We start from the raw sequence: 19,241 nt of genomic DNA, 5'->3' as shown, positions 1-19,241 counted from the left end.
GCCCTGTGTCCTAGCCTGAAAATGCATCTTTCAATTTATCCAAGAAGCCTTTGCTAGCAGGACATTCTTCGCCCGTCTCTGTTTCTTGGAATTGACACAGAATTTCTTTCTGGGCTTTGGTTAGTTTGGTTGGTGTTTCAACCGCAATTTCTACCACCAAATCCCCGCGGCCACGCCCTTGCAGAACCGGCATGCCTGCACCGCGTACACGCAGTTGCTTGCCTGACTGAATGCCTGCGGGAATGTCTACTGTATTTGTGCTGCCGTCCAAATCAGGAATGTCGACACTCCCCCCAAGCGCAGCGGTAGTAAAACTGATCGGAACTTGGGTAATCAGAGTGGTCCCGTCGCGTTCAAACACACCGTGCCGCGCAACATGAACGAATATGTAAAGATCACCGGGAGCAGCCCCGCGAGGGCCTGCCTCTCCCTTACCGGTTAACCGAATGCGGGTTCCGGTATCGACGCCCGGTGGCACTTCGACATCCAAGGTGATGGGGCGATCTACACGTCCCTCGCCCCGGCAATCGTCGCACGGGCTTTCAAGAACCTCGCCGCGGCCACTACAGCTCGGGCAAGGTCGTTCTACTACAAAGAACCCCTGCTTGGCCCGGACTTTCCCGTGGCCTTTGCATAAGTCGCAAACGCGGCTGCTGGTCCCGGGCTTCGCGCCCGAGCCGTCACAAGTCCGGCAGCCTTGTGAAACTTCGATTTCGATCTGGGTATTTTTACCGTGGAATGCATCTTCGAGGCTGATCTCCATATCATACCGAAGATCCGCCCCCCGCCGGGCCTGTTGTCTGCCGCCACCGCCGCCGAACGCGCTCCCGAAAATGGTCTCAAAGATGTCGCCAATATCACCAAAGTCACCTTGCGGGCCCTGGCCGCCGCCACCCATACCCTGTTCAAAGGCTTCATGCCCGAAACGGTCATAGGCAGCGCGTTTTTGCGGGTCTTTAAGGCAGTCATAGGCTGCACTTACTGACTTGAACTTAGCTTCTGCGTCTGCATCACCCGGGTTACGGTCCGGGTGGCACTCCATAGCGATTTTTCGGTAAGCAGACTTGATGGTTTTATCGTCAGCATCCCGGCTGACATTCAACAAGTCATAGAAATCTGCGGACATGGTTCGATCCTAAACCGTTGCCGCCACCGGCACACGTTGATCGCAACGTATGCCGGTGGCGGGCAGAGTTTCAAGAAGGGTATTAACCCTTGTTTTCGTCTTCGTTCACTTCAGAAAACTCGGCGTCAACCACGTCTTCATCATCAGAAGGAGTTTCGGTTGGTCCCGCTTCGCCTTCTGGTGCCGCATTGGCTTGTTCCTGTTGATAGATCTCTTGACCCATCTTCATGGCAACTTCGGTCAGAGCCTGTGCCTTTTCGCTGATGGCATCAGTGTCTTCACCTTCAAGCGCGGTCTTTGCTTCTGCCAAGGCGCTTTCAACTTCGCCCTTCAGATCGGCGCTTATTTTGTCGCCATGCTCTTCAAGCTGTTTTTCGGTCGCGTGTACCAAGCTGTCAGCCTGGTTGCGTGCTTCCGCAGATTCTTTCCGCTTCTTGTCTTCGTCCGCAAATTTCTCAGCGTCTTGGACCATCTGATCAATATCGGCATCAGACAAGCCGCCGGATGCTTGAATGCGGATTTGTTGTTCTTTGCCCGTGCCTTTATCTTTGGCAGAAACGTTCACGATGCCGTTGGCATCGATATCGAAAGTCACCTCAACTTGCGGAACACCGCGCGGTGCTGGCGGAATACCAACCAGATCAAATTGACCCAGCAGTTTGTTGTCAGCTGCCATTTCACGCTCGCCTTGGCCAACGCGGATAGTCACCGCCTGCTGGTTGTCTTCAGCGGTTGAATAAGTCTGCGATTTCTTCGTCGGGATTGTCGTGTTACGATCAATCATTCGTGTGAAGACGCCGCCAAGTGTTTCAATACCCAATGACAGCGGTGTTACGTCGAGCAGCAGAACGTCTTTGACGTCGCCTTGCAGAACGCCAGCTTGAATGGCTGCGCCCATGGCAACAACTTCATCAGGGTTCACACCGGTGTGCGGTTTCTTGCCGAAGAATTCTTCAACAACTTCACGAACCTTTGGCATCCGTGTCATGCCGCCAACGAGAACAACTTCATCGATGCCGTTCTTATCAACACCGGCGTCGGCAATAGCTTTCTTGCACGGCTCAAGAGTGCGCTTGATCAGATCGCCAACCATTTTTTCAAGGTCGGAACGGCTGATTGTTTCCACCAAGTGCAATGGAGTGGACGAACCACCTTCCATACGCGCTGTGATGAACGGCAAGTTCACTTCCGTAGTTTGCGAGCTCGACAATTCGATCTTCGCTTTCTCGGCGGCTTCTTTCAAGCGTTGGAGAGCAAGTTTGTCTGTTGCCAGATCCATGTTCTCTTTCTTTTTGAATTGGCCAGCCAACCATTCAACGATGGCATTGTCGAAATCTTCACCGCCAAGGAACGTGTCGCCATTGGTAGATTTCACCTCGAACACGCCATCGCCAATTTCGAGAACTGAGATGTCAAAAGTACCGCCGCCAAGATCGTAAACGGCGATAGTTTTACCGTCATCTTTGTCCATGCCATATGCCAGAGCAGCAGCAGTCGGCTCGTTGATGATACGCAGTACTTCAAGACCAGCAATCTGACCGGCATCTTTGGTTGCCTGACGCTGCGCATCGTTGAAGTAAGCTGGAACGGTGATCACAGCTTGTGTGACTGTTTCACCAAGATAGCTTTCAGCGGTTTCTTTCATTTTCTGAAGAATGAATGCGGAAACTTGTGACGGGCTATAATCTTCTTCACCAGCTTTGACCCAAGCATCACCGTTCTTGCCTTTGACGATGTTATACGGGACGAGATCCATGTCCTTTTTGGTCATTGGATCATCAAAGCGGCGGCCAATCAGGCGTTTGATGGCAAACAGAGTGTTGTCCGGATTGGTGACGGCCTGACGTTTTGCAGGCTGGCCAATCAAACGCTCGCCATCTTTAGTGAACGCTACGATAGAAGGTGTCGTGCGAGCGCCTTCTGAATTTTCAATAACTTTAGGCTTGCCTCCGTCCATAACGGCGACACACGAATTTGTCGTGCCCAGATCGATACCAATTACTTTAGCCATGGATTCCCCACTTGATTAAAAATGTTTCAGCCCTGCTGCCAACGATCGTCCAAGAATGCTGCACAACAGAGCTTGTTAAATTTGCAACTTCGGAGCTGGATATAGGTGCGGTTTTTGTTGGCACAAGGGATTGAGACAGCTAGTCCCAATACAGAAACAATTCAGGAGTCTTTTGTCGTGGCGAAACGTTTTCTAGCAAGCTTGGCGTTGGGTATTTCAACAGTGACCCTCGCGGCCTGCGGGCAATCCTCCGAAGAGGTCGTCGAGGCGCCTGAAGGTATTGAGGGGCTAACCGTTGAGAATGTGCGGATGGTGCTCGCTCCGGTAGAAGGAAACCCAGCAGCGGTCTATCTGGACTTGAAATACGAAGGCGATCGGGCCGTGTCTCTCAGCCGGGTCGCGGTTGAAGGTGCGGAAAGCGCTATGATGCACGAATATGGTGAGTATGATTTTAAAGTACAGATGATGGAAATGTTGCCGGTTCCACTGACTAAGGGGACGGAAGTCAGTTTTAAGCCGGGGGACAAGCACATCATGGCAATGGGTGTCTCGCCAGAGCTCAAACCAGGCGGCACCACCGAAGTCACATTGATCGTTTCTGGTGGCGACAAACAAAGCGTTCCGGCCAAAATTATTGCCGCTGGCGGCGAGCGTGAGCATAGCCATTGATCGGGCAATAATTGAACAAACTTCAAACGGAACAGACCTTATTCTGCCCGGCAGGCGGAGAACGGCCCCTGACCGCTGGCGAAGTCACGCTGGCCCAATCGGTGTTTGGTTCTGCAATTGATTACAGCTTGGTCAAGATCCGACGGAAAAAATGGATGCCATTCCAGCCGCGGAACGTCACGATGGCGCCGAGCGGACATATCCATTTTCACCCCAGTTCGATGGGCTATTGTGACGATTTCTCGGTTCAGCCGATTGGCCCGCAGGCGCACTTTATCCACGAAATGGTTCACGTTTGGCAAGCGCAGCGCAAGGGGCGCTGGTGGCTGGTATTTAACCGAATGCCATGGGCCAGATATGACTACACCCTAAAGCCCGGTTGGCCGTTGGAACGATATGGGATCGAACAACAGGCCGAAATCGTGAAGCATGCATTCATGCTACGAAATGGTGCCAAATTAGCAGGCGTAGCCAGCGCAGCCGCATATGACGTTTTGGTGCGGTTTCCCGGCGCAGCTGGCTGAAATTGTCGTTAGTCCGGCTTTTTAGCCACACCCACCATCGCTGGCCGTAACAAGCGATCCTTGATCATATATCCGGATTGCATTTCCTGAATGATCGTGCCGGGTTCATGCGCATCGGTTGGAATTTCCATCATGGCCTGATGCTGGTTCGGATCGAGCGGCATGTTCATCGCCGCAACTCTTGTTATCCCGTGCTGGGCGAATACCTTCTCGACCTCGCGCTGAGTGGCTTCGATACCAACTACAAGCCCCTTGAACTTCTCATCTTCACGCAGATCAGCGGGCACAGCTTCAATCGCGCGTGACAGATTATCTGCAACGGACAGAATATCCCGCGCAAAGCCGGTCGCGGCATAGGCCCGTGCATCGGCAATATCTTTTTCCATCCGGCGACGCACATTTTGCGTTTCCGCGCGGGCATAAAGCACTTGCTGCTTTTGCTCTTCAAGATCGCTGCGCAAATTGCTCAGTGCTTCCTCAAGCCCGCCTTCTTCGGCTGCGTCTTCTCCATCATCATCAGCCAGCATTTCCTCTGGAACGCCTTTCAATTCCGCTTCAACGGCTGCATCTTGAGTTTCGGAACCCTGTGGCTCCGATTTATCGTCATTCATCATTTTCTAAATCCAGCTATCTTTTGGTTCGCTATCCGATGAGTTTGCCCAACGAACGCGCTGTGAAATCAATCATGGGGACAACGCGCGCGTAATTCAACCGGGTCGGTCCAATCACTCCCAATACTCCCACCACTTTTCCTTCGCCATCACGATATGGCGAGGCAATCACGGAAGATCCGGACAGCGCGAAAAGCCGATTCTCCGCGCCGATAAACACTTTGGTTGCATTGGCAGTGCGGGCATCTTCCAGCAAAGCAGCCACAGATTGCTTATTTTCAAGATCGTCGAGCAGAGAACGGACACGTTCGATATCTTGCAGAGCGCCATCGTCAATCAAATTAGCTTGTCCCCTGACTATCAACACAGGGCGCTGTGCGGGATCTTGCGTCCAAACCGCCAAGCCACTCTCAACCAAGGCCTTGCTCGCTGTGTCCAACGCATTTTTTTCGGAAGCGATTTCGTGTCTCAGAACCTTCAGCGCCTCGGCTAGAGTTCTGCCTGACAGGCGCCCGGTGATATAATTGGATGCCTGTTCCAAGTCAGAGCTGTCCACGGCAGCATCTAACGCGAATACGCGGTTCTCAACCTGCCCGTCAGCACTTACCAAGACCGCCAAGCCTTGTGTCTCAGAGAGGCGGATCAAGCTGAGTTGTTTTAACCGGTTCTCCCGCTTGGGAATCATGACCACGCCTGCTGCGCCAGAAATGTCCGACAGCAACGTGCTCGTTGCTTCCAGGGCTTGCTCTATCGGACCGTTTTCTAACAGCCGTTGCTCAATAGCCGCCTGTTCCGTGCGGGACGGTTCTGCGACCTGCATCATCCCGTCGACAAACAGTCGAAGTCCGGTTTCAGTCGGCATCCGTCCCGCGCTGGTATGCGGGGCGGCTAACAACCCCATTTGTTCGAGGTCGGCAAGGACAGAACGGATTGACGCAGGTGACAATTCCAGCCGGTCGTTACTCGCAAGCGCCTTGGATCCAACCGGAGTGCCATCTTCAATGTACCCTTCGACAACGAGCTGGAATATCTCCCGCGCTCTGTTCGTCAATTCCGTCAAAGGTACATTTGTCATGGGGTCAATCTAATCAACGGCCTTGCAGGCTCAAGCCCCTTAGGCCTAACGAAGCGCAACCGATTCATCAAAGGACAATCTATGCGACCTTCTGGACGTGCGCCTGACGAAATGCGCGCTATCACTATCGAAACTGGTTTCACCAAACATGCAGAAGGGTCTTGCCTGATCAGTTTCGGCGATACGCGAGTTTTATGTACCGCAAGCGTCGAAGAGCGGATCCCGCCATGGTTGCGGGGCAAAGGTGAAGGTTGGGTCACCGGCGAATATTCAATGCTACCCCGCGCCACTCATACCCGCGGTAGCCGTGAGGCGGCTCGCGGCAAGCAAAGCGGTCGGACACAGGAAATTCAACGCCTTATCGGGCGTTCTCTGCGCGCTGTTGTTGATCTCAAGAAGCTGGGCGAGCGTCAAATTACTCTGGATTGCGATGTCATCCAGGCCGATGGCGGAACCCGTACTGCTTCAATTTCAGGCGCTTGGGTGGCTTTACGTCTCGCGGTCAATTCTTTGATGGCATCCGGTGATATAACCCATGATCCGATCACTGCTCAGGTCGCCGCGATCAGTTGCGGTATCTACAAAGGCACACCTGTTCTCGATCTGGATTACCCAGAAGACAGCGATGCAGACACGGATGCGAATTTTGTCCTGATCGAGGGCGGTCAGATTGCCGAAGTGCAAGCAACAGCGGAGGGCGCAACCTATGACGAGGAAGGCTTGCTGCGCCTACTCCGCCTAGCCAAAATCGGCTGCGACGGCATTTTCGCAGAGCAACTTAAAGCGACACAGTGAGGGCATAAGGGTGTCTAAACGTCTTGGTTCCGGTTCGCTTGTAATCGCCACGCATAACGCAGGTAAGTTGAAAGAGATTTCGGCTCTGCTCGACCCGTATGGTGTGAAGTGCATTTCGGCAGGCTCACTGGGCCTGCCGGAACCACCGGAGACAGGAACAACTTTTGCGCAAAACGCGCTTATCAAAGCGAGAGCATCTGCCGAGGCATCGGGCATTGTGTCTCTGGCCGATGACAGTGGTCTTTCGGTCGCTGCGTTGGATGGCCGCCCCGGAATTTATACTGCCGATTGGGCAGAACGGCAGCATTTTGAAGGTTCGCCAGGCCGCGATTGGTATATGGCAATGGGCAAGGTCGAAGGGCTGCTGGCTGAACAGGGTCCGGACACGCCGCGCGATGCGTGGTTTTCTTGTGTGTTGGCGCTGGCTTGGCCGGATGGCGAAAGCGTGGTCTATGAAGGCCGCATAGACGGTTCGCTGACCTGGCCGCCAAGGGGCACATTAGGGTTCGGTTATGACCCGGTGTTTGTGCCGTCCGGGCGGAAAGAGACTTTTGCCGAGCTAGATCCTGCTGAAAAGCACGCGATGAGCCACCGGGCAGATGCTTTTGCCAAATTAGTTGCTGAGCAATTCGGCGCTTAGTCGATCCAGGTGCCCGTTACATTTCCGCTCGGCCAGTATCGGCAAACAAGAAAATCAAACCCGCCGCCATTCTCAATGGCACACCCCACATGCGTTGTGCTTCGCCATATGATCTGGGTGTAGTGGCCCACATCCTGCCACTTTTCGGTGGAAGAGACTTTCGGGAATTGACCCGCTTTGAAGTATTCTCTTTCGTTAAGGAATGCAGTCATCATGGCATCCGGACCGAACCGCCCAGCTGTGCCTGCCCACAAGTTTTCGCCAGTTTGGTGCCGGCCTTCATATGTGGAATGATACATTCGGCGCTCTTTCGCCAGTCTCCGCGCCCAATCTCTTGCTTGATCCTCCAAAGTGTCATTCCAGCGCAGCGGAACAGCGCCCTTCCGTTCTCTTTCGGTATTGTGGAATTGGAGCAGAACTTTCTCAAACTCATTCGAGGGTGAGCTCGACACCAAAGCCTTGGTTTCCGCCTGTGCTACGCTAGTGTGCGTGACAATGCCGGCTGTGACCAGCGCCATCGCTACGAAAGATGATACCTTTAACCGCATCGCTACACCTTGACTTCAAGCGTTTAACAAGTCCTGAAAGAACGATGGCGCGCGCTCTCTACATCCACTGGCCTTTTTGCGTGAAAAAATGCCCCTATTGCGACTTTAATAGCCATGTCCGTGATGGTGTTGATTTTGCAGCGTGGCAAAAAGCGCTGGTGGAAGACATGCGGTATGAAGCGCAGCTTGCTTCTGGCGAACGGCTCCATTCCATTTTCTTCGGCGGGGGTACTCCGTCTTTAATGCCCCCCGCCCTTGTCTCGGCTTTGCTGGCAGAGGCAGAACGATTGTGGGGGTTTGAAGATGATATTGAGATCACTTTGGAGGCAAACCCCTCTTCAGTAGAGGCGGATAAGTTTGGTGACCTTAGGCTCGCCGGAATCAACCGGGTCAGCCTTGGCCTGCAATCTCTGGATGATGATGCGTTGCAGTTTTTGGGGCGGCTGCATTCCGTCAAAGAAAGCCTGTCGGCCTTGGATGTGGCCCAACAAAACTTTGACCGGGTAAGCTGTGATCTGATTTATGCACGCCCGAAACAAACCGCTGAAATGTGGCAGCAAGAACTGACCACAGCGCTTGCGTTCGGGACTGATCATTTGTCGCTATATCAATTGACGATTGAGCCCAATACGCGGTTCGCGACCGATGTCCGGATTGGCAAATTTGCTCCGCTGGATGATGATCCGTCAGCGGATCTGTTCAGCGTGACGCAGGAACTCACCAATGCGGCAGGAATACCGATGTACGAAGTGAGCAACCACGCGCGGTGCGGGCAGGAAAGCCGCCACAATCTTACCTATTGGCGGTATCAGGATTATATCGGAATTGGTCCCGGTGCGCATGGACGTAGAAACGGTATGGCAACCTTGCGCCACAAGAAGCCGGAGAATTACTTGGCCAGCGTGGGGGCCAATGGCAGCGGGCTCAAATCAGAGCAGAAGCTTGGCACCTCCGAAGCTGCCACTGAAGCATTGTTGATGGGGCTACGTTTGAGCGAGGGCGTCGATGTTCATCAACTGGCTGATCGATTTAACCTTCAGGTGCCTCAATTGATTGACCAGCAGCAAGTCTCGCTGATGGAGCGGCTTGGATATGTAAAGCAAGATGGCACACGCCTAACCGTGACCCCTCAAGGAATACCGGTATTGGATGCCTTGCTGGGTGAATTGGTCCATTATGATTTGGTGTCCGCATGACGGCAGCTGATTTCTTGGAGCAGTGGCAACAGCACCTTGTTCAAGGGCGTAGACGGTCAGAACATACCGTTCGTGCATATCTTTCGGCAGCGCGACTGTTATTGGAACGCGGAAATTATAGTGGTTGGAACGAAATAGGGGAAATGACCTCAGGCACATTGCGGGCCCATTTGGCTAGCAGGCGCGAGGACGGCTTGGGAAACAGCTCCACGGCGCGGGAATTGTCCGCACTAAAATCCTTTATCGGCTTCGCACGCAAACAGGCTGGCCTGTCCGACACTGGCGGCCCCAGAATGCGGGGGCCAAGGATCAAAAAAGGGCTCCCCCGCCCTGTAACCCCCGATGACGCGCTTGGTGTTGCAGACATGGTCGAAAGTACAGCGGTCAATGATTGGGTCGGCGCCAGAGACCGCGCGGTTCTGCTGCTACTATATGGCGCCGGATTGCGCATCGCAGAAGCACTTTCAATTACCGGATCAGATATTCCGTTGGGCAATAGTCTGGTGATAACCGGTAAAGGCGGCAAAGAGCGGGTCGTGCCGATTTTACCGATCATCAAACAGGCGGTTGCCGAGTATCTGGATTCCTCACCATGGCCGATATCGGATGAAGAACCGATTTTCCGCGGGTTTCGCGGGGGTGTTCTCAGCCAAGGCATGGTGCAAAAGGCGATGGCAAAAGCCCGCATTGCGTTGGGCTTGCCAGCGACGGCGACCCCCCATGCGCTGCGGCACAGTTTTGCCACACATCTTCTCGGCGCCGGTGCGGATTTGCGCAGCCTGCAAGAGCTGCTCGGTCATGCGAGTTTGGGTAGCACGCAGATATATACCAAGGTGGATTCGGCCGCTTTGCTGGAGGCTTATCGCGGCGCACACCCCCGAGAGAAAAGCTAATGTGCAGTATCAGATCAGGCGTTTAACCGGGCTTCCACCGCATCCATGATCCGGCCAGCGGTATCGGTCCCGTTAAACGCGTCAATCGCAACAATACCGGTGGGTGAGGTGACGTTGATTTCCGTCAGCCATTTTCCGCCGATCACATCGATCCCAACGAAAACCAACCCGCGCTTTTTCAGTTCCGGCCCCATTGCCGCGCAAATTTCTTCCTCGCGCGCCGTCAAACCGGCAGCTTCCGCATAGCCCCCTTGGGCAAGGTTGGAGCGAAACTCGCCCTTGCCCGGCTTACGATTAATGGCTCCGGCGAATTCACCATCGACCAGAACGATGCGCTTATCCCCTTCGGCAACTTCCGGCAGGAAAGGTTGGATCATATGCGGCTCTGGCCATGTCTGGTTGAACATTTCAAACAAAGCAGAGATATTTGTACCGTCTTCATCAACCTTGAAGATGGCTTTGCCGCCATTGCCATGTAGCGGTTTGACCACCACCGCCCCGTGGGTATCCATGAAAGCACGCACATCGGCAAGCTCACGCGCGATAAGCGTCGGCGGCATAAACTGCGCGTAATCAAGCACGAACATCTTCTCTGGTGCGTTAATGACTTCGCGAGGATCATTGGTCACCAGCGTTTGCCCTTTAAGCCGGTCGAGCATCAAAGCAGCGCTGATGTAACCCAAGTCAAATGGCGGATCTTGCCGCATGAAAATGACATCAATGTCTTTTGCCAGATCAATCCGTCGGCGTTCACCCATTGTATAATGGTCGCCCTCCACCCGTTGAACGGTCACCGGCGCGGCGTGAGCGGTTAAGGTACCGCCAGCAACAGATGTGTCATAGGCGAGCGTGCGCACATCATAGTGCCACAGCTCCGCGCCGCGAGCCTGAGCGGAAAGCATCAGGGCAAAGCTGGAATCGCCAGCAATATTGATCGATTCCATCGGGTCCATTTGGACTGCAACGCGCAGGGCCATAATCATTCACTCCATTGAGGCAGCGTTTAAGGCTGCCAAACATTGACGATGTGGCGAGGCAACAGGCCGGGCGCAAGGAGCATCACATCAATTCGTATATCTTCGCCCGATGCAGCATATTCATGCGCCACACATTCCACCGCTGCTGCAACGCGCCGCAGCCTATATTCATCGATTGCATGATCAAGATCGGCCGCTTTTGTGCGCCATTTCACTTCTACAAACGCAACAACGCCCGCTCGCCGGACAACCAAGTCAATTTCTCCGCGAGGAGTTTTTACTCTTCGCGCCAGAACCGACCAGCCTTTGAGCTTTAGCCATATAGCGGCTCTTCTCTCGCCATCGCGGCCGCTTTTTTCGGCACGCTGACGCTTCATTCGTTGCGCAGCTCAAGCGCGCGAGCATAGAGCGTCTTGCGATCAAGCCCCGTTTCTTTCGCTACCTTTCCAGCAGCTTGGGACGGTTTGTCTACTTCCAGAGCCAGTTTCAGAAGTGCGTCAGCATCCTGAGGGCTGGTAACTTCTGGTATCGGCGGGCCAATCAACAGGACAATCTCGCCTTTTGGCGGTTCCATGCGGTAATGAGCCGCCAACTCCTCCGGTGATCCGGTCCGGCATTCCTCGAACAGCTTGGTGAGCTCCCGCGCGACCGATACCTCACGGCCGGGCAATACAGTTTGGATGGCGTCAAGCGCCTTCACCAGTCTGGGGCCGGTCTCGTAAAAAACTAAGGTCGCATCGATAGATTTTACGGATTCCAAGGCTGCAAGGCGCGCTTGTTCTTTCGTAGGCAGGAAGCCTGCGAACATAAAACGATCATTAGGAAGTCCTGAAAGCGTCAAGCCGACTACAGCCGCACACGCGCCAGGAAGGCTGGTTATCGCAATGTCGGCAGATCTTGCATCCTGTACCAGCCGATAACCGGGATCTGAAATCAAGGGAGTTCCGGCATCGCTGACCAAGGCAACCGCTTGGTCACGCATGGAAGAAATCAATTTGCTGCGCGCTTTTTCATCGCTGTGATCATTATACCGGATCAGCCGTTTGTGTATGCCAAGATGTTTCAGTAACTTGCCCGTCACGCGGCTATCTTCACACGCCACAACATCACAACGCGTTAAAACGTCAACCGCGCGTATTGTTACATCGCCGAGATTGCCAATCGGCGTGGCCACTATATAGAGGCCGGGAATTAGGGGTTCAGGGGCATTTTCGTGTGACACAGGCCCTGCTATTGAACGCCGGTGAGTAGGACCGCAAGGATGAAGCGCATGAATTTGGTCAAAACCGCAATGAACCGCCGGAATATTATGATGGTGGCTGCGACTGTATTGTTGGCCGGGTGCCAAGTCATTCCCAAAGGGCCGACAACCAGTACCCAAGGTCCGGCAACCGGTCCAAGCCCTACACCGTCCGCAACGGCATTGCCGACAGATGAAACGCGGCACCGGGTGGCTTTGCTTGTCCCAATGACAGGGCGGAATGGCGGTGTGGGTAACGCAATTGCCAATGCAACCACTATGGCGCTACTCGATACCAACGCATCAAACTTGCGGATCACCACTTACAATACTGCCAATGGTGCCCGCGACGCGGCTCGCAAAGCGGTGTCTGACGGAAACAAGCTCATTCTGGGGCCGTTGCTTGCTAACAACGTCCCGGCCGTTCTGGCGGAAGCGAGACCGGCTGATGTGCCTTTGATTTCATATTCCAACGATGTCAGCGTTGCTGGGCCAGACGTGTTTGTTATGGGCCATGTGCCTGACCAGTCGATCGCGCGGACATTGGAATATGCACGCAACAAAGGTTCGCAGAACTTCGCCGTGATCGCCCCTGATGGCGAATATGGTCGCCGTGCGGAAACAGCTTTGTCTACAGCGATTGCAAGTTCCGGCGGCACATTGGTACGGACGGAACGGTATTCGCGCGGTAACACATCCATTGTCAGTGCAGCCCAGCGGCTTAAAGCGGCCGGCGGCTTTGATACGGTCCTGATCGCCGATGGGGCGCGTTTGGCGGCTCTAGCCGCCGGGGAACTCCGCCCGCGCGGTGTTGGTGCGACCCAGCTCTTGGGGACTGAGCTGCTAAGCGGTGAAAGCTCTGTCACACGGGCGTCAGCTTTGCGCGGCTCGTGGTTCTCTGCTGTGTCAGATGCCCGGTTCAAACGGTTTTCAGACAGTTATTCCTCGCGCTTCGGCTCTCAGCCATTCCGGATTGCTACATTGGGATATGACAGTGTTCTGCTGAGCCTGCGTGTTGCGCGCGACTGGCGGGTTGGATCTAATTTTCCGGTCAGCAAGCTGCGTGCGCAGGACGGGTTCTTGGGCCTGGACGGCGCTTTCCGCTTCCGCCGTAACGGCGTTGTTGAGCGGGCAATGGAAGTTCGCGAAATTCGGAACGGGGAGGTTGTCATCGTTGAAGCGGCCCCCACCAAATTCGAGGACTGAAGATAAAGCCGGATAGTTGCTTGTAAGGCGGGGAAACTCGCGCTTATAGCTGATATATGTCCGATGATCTTTTCGATGGTACCCCTGCCTCCAGTGGTGATTACGATTCCTCATCTATCGAGGTGCTGGAGGGGTTAGAACCTGTTCGGCGCCGGCCGGGCATGTATATTGGCGGGACAGATGATCGCGCCCTGCACCATTTGGCTGCCGAGGTACTCGACAACGCTATGGACGAAGCGGTCGCCGGTCATGCGACCCGCATCGAAGTGAGCTTGGCTGAGGGCAATCGGCTGAGCATTACCGATAATGGCCGCGGCATACCTGTGGACGAGCATCCCAAGTTTCCGGGCAAATCAACCTTGGAAGTCATTCTATCGACGCTTCACTCGGGCGGTAAATTCTCCGGCAAGGCCTACGCCACCAGCGGCGGTCTTCACGGAGTGGGTGTAAGTGTCGTCAATGCCTTGTCCAGCGACACCCGTGTCGAAGTTGCGCGTGATCGCCAATTATATGTCCAGAACTTTGCCAAGGGGCAGACGCTTGGGCCGATTGAGAACCTCGGCCCCACCCCAAATCGCCGCGGCACCACGGTTACATTTACCCCTGACACTGAGATTTTCGGTGATCGGCAATTCAAACCGCATCGTCTGTTCAAGTTGGCACGGTCCAAGGCCTATCTGTTTGCGGGAGTAGAAATTCGCTGGAAATGTGCGGACAGTCTAACCAGCGATGATGCCCCGGCTGAGGCAACATTCAAATTCCCTGGCGGGCTGGCTGATCATTTGGCTGAGGAGCTAGGTGATCGCGAATGCATCACCACCCTCCCCTTTGCGGGTAATCAAGACTTTCCGGAAGACGAAGACGGCAACCAACAGGGCCGCGTAGAATGGGCGTGTGCGTGGCCGCTTTATTCTGACGGGTCTACAAGCTGGTATTGTAACACAGTTCCGACGCCAGATGGCGGTACGCACGAGCAAGGTCTGCGGGCTGCGCTGGTCAAAGGACTGCGCGCGTTTGGCGAACTGACCGGCACGAAAAAGGCGAAGGATCTGTCTGCGGATGACATCATGACCGGCGGCGAAGTCATGCTGTCAGTCTTTGTCCGCGACCCGCAATTCCAGTCGCAGACCAAAGACCGGCTGACCTCGCCAGAAGCAAGCCGATTGGTAGAAAATGCCGTCCGTGACCATTTCGACCATTTTCTGACCGACAATATGGATCGCGGGAAGGCTCTGCTCGGTCAGGTGATGGAGCGCATGGATGAACGCCTGCGCCGCAAGCAAGAGCGTGAGATCAAGCGCAAAACCGCGACCAGTGCCAAAAAATTACGCCTACCGGGCAAGCTCACCGATTGTAGCGGAGAGACTGATCGGGAGACTGAGCTATTTATCGTCGAGGGTGATTCTGCGGGTGGCAGTGCAAAACAGGCTCGTGATCGGAAGACACAAGCGATCTTGCCGATCCGCGGTAAAATCTTAAACGTCGCCAGCGCCACGAAAGACAAGATTAACGCAAACGCTGAAATTGCCGATCTGGCTCTCGCATTGGGCTGCGGAACACGCAAAGATTGTGACGCAGAAAACCTGCGGTATGACCGCGTCATCATCATGACCGATGCTGATGTCGATGGTGCCCATATCGCGACACTGCTGATGACATTCTTCTTTCAGGAAATGGCGGATATTGTTCGCAAAGGGCATCTGTTCCTCGCGCAGCCGCCACTTTACCGGCTAACCGCTGGCAAAGAGAGCCGCTACGCACGGGATGATGCGCATCGCGCAGAGCTGGAGGCAACCGTATTCAAAGGCAAAACCGTTGATGTTGGACGGTTTAAAGGTCTGGGTGAAATGAACCCGGCACAGCTTCGCGAAACGACGATGAATCCCGATACGCGGGGTTTGATCCGGATTACTCTACCGGCCGAGTTTGAACAGCGCGCGGTGGTGAAAGAACTGGTTGATCAACTGATGGGTCGCAATCCGGAGCACCGGTTCAATTTCATCCAGAATAATGCGGGCGATATGGACCGCGATATGATTGATGCATAATCACGCTCGTTCGGTGTGAATATGCAAATGCCCCTCTAACGTTCTGTGCACTGGGCATTTGTCCGCAATTTTGATCAGTTTCTCCTGCTCGTCCGGGTTTAAGTTACCGGAAAGCGTTATCGAGCGGTACAACGCTTGCGTCGGCATACCTTCCTCCTCCGCATCCAACATATGGCCGCAATCTTCCGCGTGATTTCGTTCATGCCGCAAAGCGATAGTGGCGCCTTCAAATGGTAGCCCCTTCCTGTCGGCATACATCTTCATTGTCATCGCTGTGCAGGTACCAAGCGCAGCCAATAAAAGATCGTATGGCGTGGGGCCGGTATCCTCACCGCCATAGGATACTGGCTCGTCAGCAACGAACCGGTGGCTTGCCGTATGGACCTCCGTTCCGAATTTCCCGTTACCTGTCCGCACGACAATACCGTTTTCCGGGAACGCGCTTTCAGCAGCCTTTGGCAAATACCGGTCAGCCCAACTCGCGATAACATCTGCGGCGAACCAGGCGTCTTTCTCATCCAGCAAGAGATGATGAGCATTGTCCATGCTGACAAAGCTCTTCGGGTGCTTCGCTGCCACAAACAGCTTGCTGGCGTGATCTATACTTACATAATCATCTGTTGGTGAGTGCAAGACCATCAGCGGGACACGGATGCGACCCACTTCCTCCAATAAATTGGTTTGAACAGTCCGATCAATGAAGTCCCGGCTCAACGCAAAGGGCCGTCCACCAATAGTAACATTGCCCTGGCCATCCCGTCTGATAGCGTCAAGATCACCTTCAATGCGTTCCAAAACATGGGGTACGTCGGACGGGGCACCGATTGTCGCAATGGCTGCAATCTGGTCATATCCCAAATCGTCTGCTGCTGCCAGAACCGCCGCGCCGCCAAGGCTGTGACCGACGAGCAGAATTTTACCGCCGAAACGCGCAATCAGGCTTTCCGCCGCAGCCACCAAGTCGCCCACATCCGTTGCAAACCCCGCCCTGCCAAATTCACCTTCGCTTCCGCCAAGGCCGGTGAAATCAAACCGCAGCGTGGCTATTCCGTTTTTGGCCAAAGCCCGTGCCACTGCGACAGCCGCGCGGCTTTGCCTGGTACAAGTAAAGCAATGGGCGAACAGCGCTGTACCCCTAACCAAACCGGTCGGTAGCTCCAGGGAACCAGCCAATGAATGGCCAGAGGGCGTTTGAATGGTGATGGTCTCGGTCGGCATGATTGTTCCTTTGTCCGTTTTGGACTCTCAAGGAGTGTTCGCGGGACGCTACCATAAAGTTTCTATGGGCGCGCAATAAGTTGTGACCTCTTCCGATGCGGTTGATCTTAAGTGTCGATGTCGGCAGTGTCGGACGATTGGAGAGTCATATGTTGAGCCGCTTGTTATTTACGTTTTTGGCCGTGATATTTGTGCTTCAGCCCGCGACCGGGACTGTGTCAGCGCAAACTTCTGAGGGCAACACCTTACAACAGCGTGCAGTAGACGTTGTATCGGTGTTCCAAGGACGCACTGCGGCAGAGGACGTGTTTGATGACGCGTTTCTTGCGCAGGTGCCCCCAGCCCAGCTGGAACAGATCAATCGCCAGCTGACAGCGCAATTTGGCGACATTATCGGGGTCGAAAGCCTTGAAGCCAACGGCCCCACGAGTGCCAAAATAGTATTTCGATTTGAACGTGCTTTGGGCACTGCCTCAATGAATATCACGGAGGCCGAGCCGTTTAAGGTGAACGGCCTTTTGCTGCAAACCTTTGATCCGATTGACGATGATCTGGCCAAGATTCGTACTGAACTGGAGGCATTACCGGGTTCTGTTGGCGTGCTGTTCACCCCGCTTGATCCATCAGCGAAAGCGGTTTTTTCCCTCAATGATGATGATCAGTTTGCGATCGGATCTACGTTCAAACTGTATATCCTTTCGGCGTTGGCACGTTCGATAGAGAACGGTGAGCGAAATTGGTCCGACATTGTGACGATCAATCGCCGATCTTTCCCCAGCGGGATGATGCAGAATTGGCCTGAAGATGCTCCGGTAACCATTCAGACATTGGCTACCATGATGATTTCGATCAGCGACAACACTGCCACAGATATTTTGCTGCATGAGCTGGGCCGGAACGCTGTCGAAAGTGAGCTGCTATCCAGCGGTCACTCTCAGCCCGGCCGCACATTGCCGTTCCTGTCCACGCTGGAACTTTTCGCCTTGAAAGGTAGCCCGTCAAATGCCGCGAAATATCTTGCGGCAGATGATGTAGGAAAGCGGCGCATTCTGTTGGATTTTGAAGATGATGTTGGTGGTGATCCTGATCAGATAACTCCGCCGCGTTTCTCTTCGCCAACCCAGATCGATACGCTCGAATGGTTTGCGAGTGCCCGTGATATTCAGAGTATTTTGCAGCGCATCACAGATCTTGCTGATCCAACAGCCCGAACAATATTGGCTGTATCAAACGCAATGCCGGAAGCCCGGGTGAAGGATTGGTCATATGTCGGATATAAGGGTGGCTCCGAACCTGGTGTGCTCAACCTTACTTGGCTGTTGCAGAGCAAGACTGGAAAATGGCACGTGCTGACCTTGAGCTGGAACAATACTGAGGCTGATGTCGATAAAACGACGCTCGACCTTTTGGCGCAGCGGTTGATCACTTTTGCGAAGTAGCCGGGTTTTCAAAGCTTGCCCTTTTGTGCCGCTCAGCTTAACGCTTACGTAAAGATAAGCTTAGGATAGGACATTTCATGACCGATACGACTATTGGGCGCTTTGGCGGTACTGACGATTATATTGCAACAGATGATCTTAAAGTAGCCGTCGATGCTGCGGTGACATTGCGCCGCCCTTTGTTGGTCAAAGGTGAGCCGGGAACCGGTAAGACTGTCTTGGCGCATGAAATCGCGAAAGCCGTTGGTGCGCCGCTCATCGAATGGAACGTGAAGTCGACCACTAAAGCCCAGCAGGGCCTGTATGAATATGACGCTGTGGCGCGTCTGCGCGATGGACAGCTCGGTGAAGAGCGTGTTCACGATATTCGTAATTACATCAAAAAAGGCAAGCTTTGGGAAGCGTTCACCTCTTCTGAATTGCCAGTGCTGCTGATCGACGAGATCGACAAGGCGGATATCGAATTCCCCAACGATCTGTTGCAGGAACTCGATCGGATGAGCTTCGATGTATATGAAACTCAAGAGCGGGTCGCGGCTAAAGAACGCCCGATTGTTGTGATCACTTCAAACAACGAGAAAGAGCTGCCTGACGCTTTCCTGCGCCGCTGTTTCTTCCACTACATCAAGTTTCCTGATCGCGACACAATGCGGTCGATTATCGAAGTCCACTACCCTGGCATCCAGAAAACTCTGGTCAGCAAGGCGATGGAAATGTTCTATGAAATCCGCGAGGTTCCCGGTCTCAAGAAGAAACCAAGCACGTCGGAACTCCTCGACTGGCTAAAGCTGCTTCTGAACGAGGATATGCCGTTGGACGTGCTGCAAAATCAGGACCCCACAAAGGCTATTCCGCCGCTGCACGGCGCGCTGCTTAAGAATGAACAGGACATCATGCTGTTTGAACGTCTCGCCTTCATGTCGCGTCGTAATCCGGGTTAATAAACCCAATCCCAATCTAGGACCAGCTTTCTGCTTCGTATTTCCTCTTACATGGCACTGGCTTCGGGTATCGCCCTCGGCTTC

The 19,241-nt window shown here is 54.1% G+C and carries 19 protein-coding genes; 10 read left to right on the top strand and 9 right to left on the bottom strand.

Annotated elements, in window-relative coordinates:
- Window positions 1–10: 10 nt before the first annotated feature.
- A complete protein-coding gene (gene dnaJ / locus HKD42_RS04955; RefSeq protein ID WP_170010853.1) occupies window positions 11–1,126 on the bottom strand; it encodes a molecular chaperone DnaJ in 1,116 nt (371 codons plus the stop codon).
- Window positions 1,127–1,208: 82 nt separating this feature from the next.
- Complete coding sequence (dnaK, locus tag HKD42_RS04950; RefSeq protein WP_170010851.1) at window positions 1,209–3,137, bottom strand: molecular chaperone DnaK; 1,929 nt, start codon at window positions 3,135–3,137, stop codon at window positions 1,209–1,211.
- Window positions 3,138–3,314: 177 nt separating this feature from the next.
- On the opposite strand from dnaK, the gene HKD42_RS04945 reads away from it, so the two are divergent.
- On the top strand, window positions 3,315–3,806 hold the full coding sequence (locus HKD42_RS04945; protein ID WP_343042185.1) for a copper chaperone PCu(A)C: 492 nt from the start codon (window positions 3,315–3,317) through the stop codon (window positions 3,804–3,806).
- An 11-nt stretch (window positions 3,807–3,817) separates the two neighbouring features.
- Window positions 3,818–4,330 (top strand): vgr related protein, encoded by a 513-nt coding sequence (locus tag HKD42_RS04940; RefSeq protein WP_170010849.1) that lies wholly within the window; start codon window positions 3,818–3,820, stop codon window positions 4,328–4,330.
- 8 nt (window positions 4,331–4,338) lie between these two features.
- Here the strand turns inward: HKD42_RS04940 and HKD42_RS04935 are convergent, their stop codons facing one another.
- Together HKD42_RS04935 and hrcA are read right to left on the bottom strand one after the other, a co-directional pair.
- Window positions 4,339–4,941 (bottom strand): nucleotide exchange factor GrpE, encoded by a 603-nt coding sequence (locus HKD42_RS04935; RefSeq protein WP_170012117.1) that lies wholly within the window; start codon window positions 4,939–4,941, stop codon window positions 4,339–4,341.
- A 31-nt stretch (window positions 4,942–4,972) separates the two neighbouring features.
- Window positions 4,973–6,016, bottom strand: coding sequence for a heat-inducible transcriptional repressor HrcA (hrcA, locus tag HKD42_RS04930; protein ID WP_170010847.1), 1,044 nt, complete (start codon window positions 6,014–6,016; stop codon window positions 4,973–4,975).
- Window positions 6,017–6,097: 81 nt separating this feature from the next.
- On the opposite strand from hrcA, the gene rph reads away from it, so the two are divergent.
- Both rph and rdgB read left to right on the top strand, forming a co-directional pair.
- Entirely contained in the window at window positions 6,098–6,811 is a 714-nt protein-coding gene (rph, locus tag HKD42_RS04925) for a ribonuclease PH (protein ID WP_170010845.1), read from the top strand.
- A 10-nt stretch (window positions 6,812–6,821) separates the two neighbouring features.
- Entirely contained in the window at window positions 6,822–7,451 is a 630-nt protein-coding gene (rdgB, locus tag HKD42_RS04920; RefSeq protein ID WP_170010843.1) for an RdgB/HAM1 family non-canonical purine NTP pyrophosphatase, read from the top strand.
- On the opposite strand, the gene HKD42_RS04915 is transcribed toward rdgB, so the two are convergent.
- Window positions 7,448–7,999: a CAP domain-containing protein gene (locus HKD42_RS04915; protein ID WP_246236741.1), complete on the bottom strand. Its 552-nt coding sequence runs from the start codon at window positions 7,997–7,999 to the stop codon at window positions 7,448–7,450. The genes rdgB and HKD42_RS04915 overlap by 4 nt on opposite strands.
- Window positions 8,000–8,043: 44 nt before the next feature.
- On the opposite strand from HKD42_RS04915, the gene hemW reads away from it, so the two are divergent.
- A complete protein-coding gene (hemW, locus tag HKD42_RS04910; protein WP_170010841.1) occupies window positions 8,044–9,195 on the top strand; it encodes a radical SAM family heme chaperone HemW in 1,152 nt (383 codons plus the stop codon).
- A complete protein-coding gene (locus HKD42_RS04905) occupies window positions 9,192–10,088 on the top strand; it encodes a tyrosine recombinase XerC (protein WP_170010839.1) in 897 nt (298 codons plus the stop codon). The genes hemW and HKD42_RS04905 overlap by 4 nt, the downstream gene beginning before the upstream one ends.
- 14 nt (window positions 10,089–10,102) lie before the next feature.
- On the opposite strand, the gene gshB is transcribed toward HKD42_RS04905, so the two are convergent.
- From gshB to rsmI, 3 genes are read right to left on the bottom strand one after another with little or no spacing between them, the layout of a single operon-like run.
- The gene (gene gshB / locus HKD42_RS04900) at window positions 10,103–11,065 is read right to left on the bottom strand and encodes a glutathione synthase (RefSeq protein ID WP_170010837.1); all 963 of its coding nucleotides are present in this window, start codon (window positions 11,063–11,065) and stop codon (window positions 10,103–10,105) included.
- Between the two features lie 26 nt (window positions 11,066–11,091).
- Window positions 11,092–11,442: a YraN family protein gene (locus tag HKD42_RS04895; RefSeq protein WP_170010835.1), complete on the bottom strand. Its 351-nt coding sequence runs from the start codon at window positions 11,440–11,442 to the stop codon at window positions 11,092–11,094.
- Window positions 11,439–12,287: a 16S rRNA (cytidine(1402)-2'-O)-methyltransferase gene (gene rsmI, locus HKD42_RS04890; protein ID WP_170010833.1), complete on the bottom strand. Its 849-nt coding sequence runs from the start codon at window positions 12,285–12,287 to the stop codon at window positions 11,439–11,441. Before rsmI ends, HKD42_RS04895 begins: the two co-directional genes overlap by 4 nt.
- 48 nt (window positions 12,288–12,335) lie before the next feature.
- Here rsmI and HKD42_RS04885 point away from each other — a divergent pair, with 48 nt between their 5' ends.
- Both HKD42_RS04885 and parE read left to right on the top strand, forming a co-directional pair.
- A complete protein-coding gene (locus tag HKD42_RS04885) occupies window positions 12,336–13,511 on the top strand; it encodes a penicillin-binding protein activator (RefSeq protein WP_246236739.1) in 1,176 nt (391 codons plus the stop codon).
- A gap of 56 nt (window positions 13,512–13,567) precedes the next feature.
- Complete coding sequence (gene parE / locus HKD42_RS04880; protein ID WP_170010831.1) at window positions 13,568–15,559, top strand: DNA topoisomerase IV subunit B; 1,992 nt, start codon at window positions 13,568–13,570, stop codon at window positions 15,557–15,559.
- Here the strand turns inward: parE and HKD42_RS04875 are convergent, their stop codons facing one another.
- Window positions 15,560–16,777, bottom strand: a complete 1,218-nt coding sequence (locus HKD42_RS04875; protein WP_170010829.1) for a bifunctional alpha/beta hydrolase/OsmC family protein — start codon at window positions 16,775–16,777, stop codon at window positions 15,560–15,562.
- A gap of 215 nt (window positions 16,778–16,992) precedes the next feature.
- Here HKD42_RS04875 and HKD42_RS04870 point away from each other — a divergent pair, with 215 nt between their 5' ends.
- Together HKD42_RS04870 and HKD42_RS04865 are read left to right on the top strand one after the other, a co-directional pair.
- Entirely contained in the window at window positions 16,993–18,216 is a 1,224-nt protein-coding gene (locus HKD42_RS04870) for a serine hydrolase (protein WP_170010827.1), read from the top strand.
- Between the two features lie 77 nt (window positions 18,217–18,293).
- On the top strand, window positions 18,294–19,157 hold the full coding sequence (locus tag HKD42_RS04865; RefSeq protein WP_170010825.1) for an AAA family ATPase: 864 nt from the start codon (window positions 18,294–18,296) through the stop codon (window positions 19,155–19,157).
- Window positions 19,158–19,241: the final 84 nt, after the last annotated feature.

This window comes from Pontixanthobacter rizhaonensis (assembly GCF_012972675.1).
In the GTDB taxonomy this organism is placed as follows: Bacteria; Pseudomonadota; Alphaproteobacteria; order Sphingomonadales; family Sphingomonadaceae; genus Pontixanthobacter; species Pontixanthobacter rizhaonensis.
Note: the sequence above shows the minus strand (reverse complement) of the source record. Positions and strands in the feature narration are given on the sequence as shown.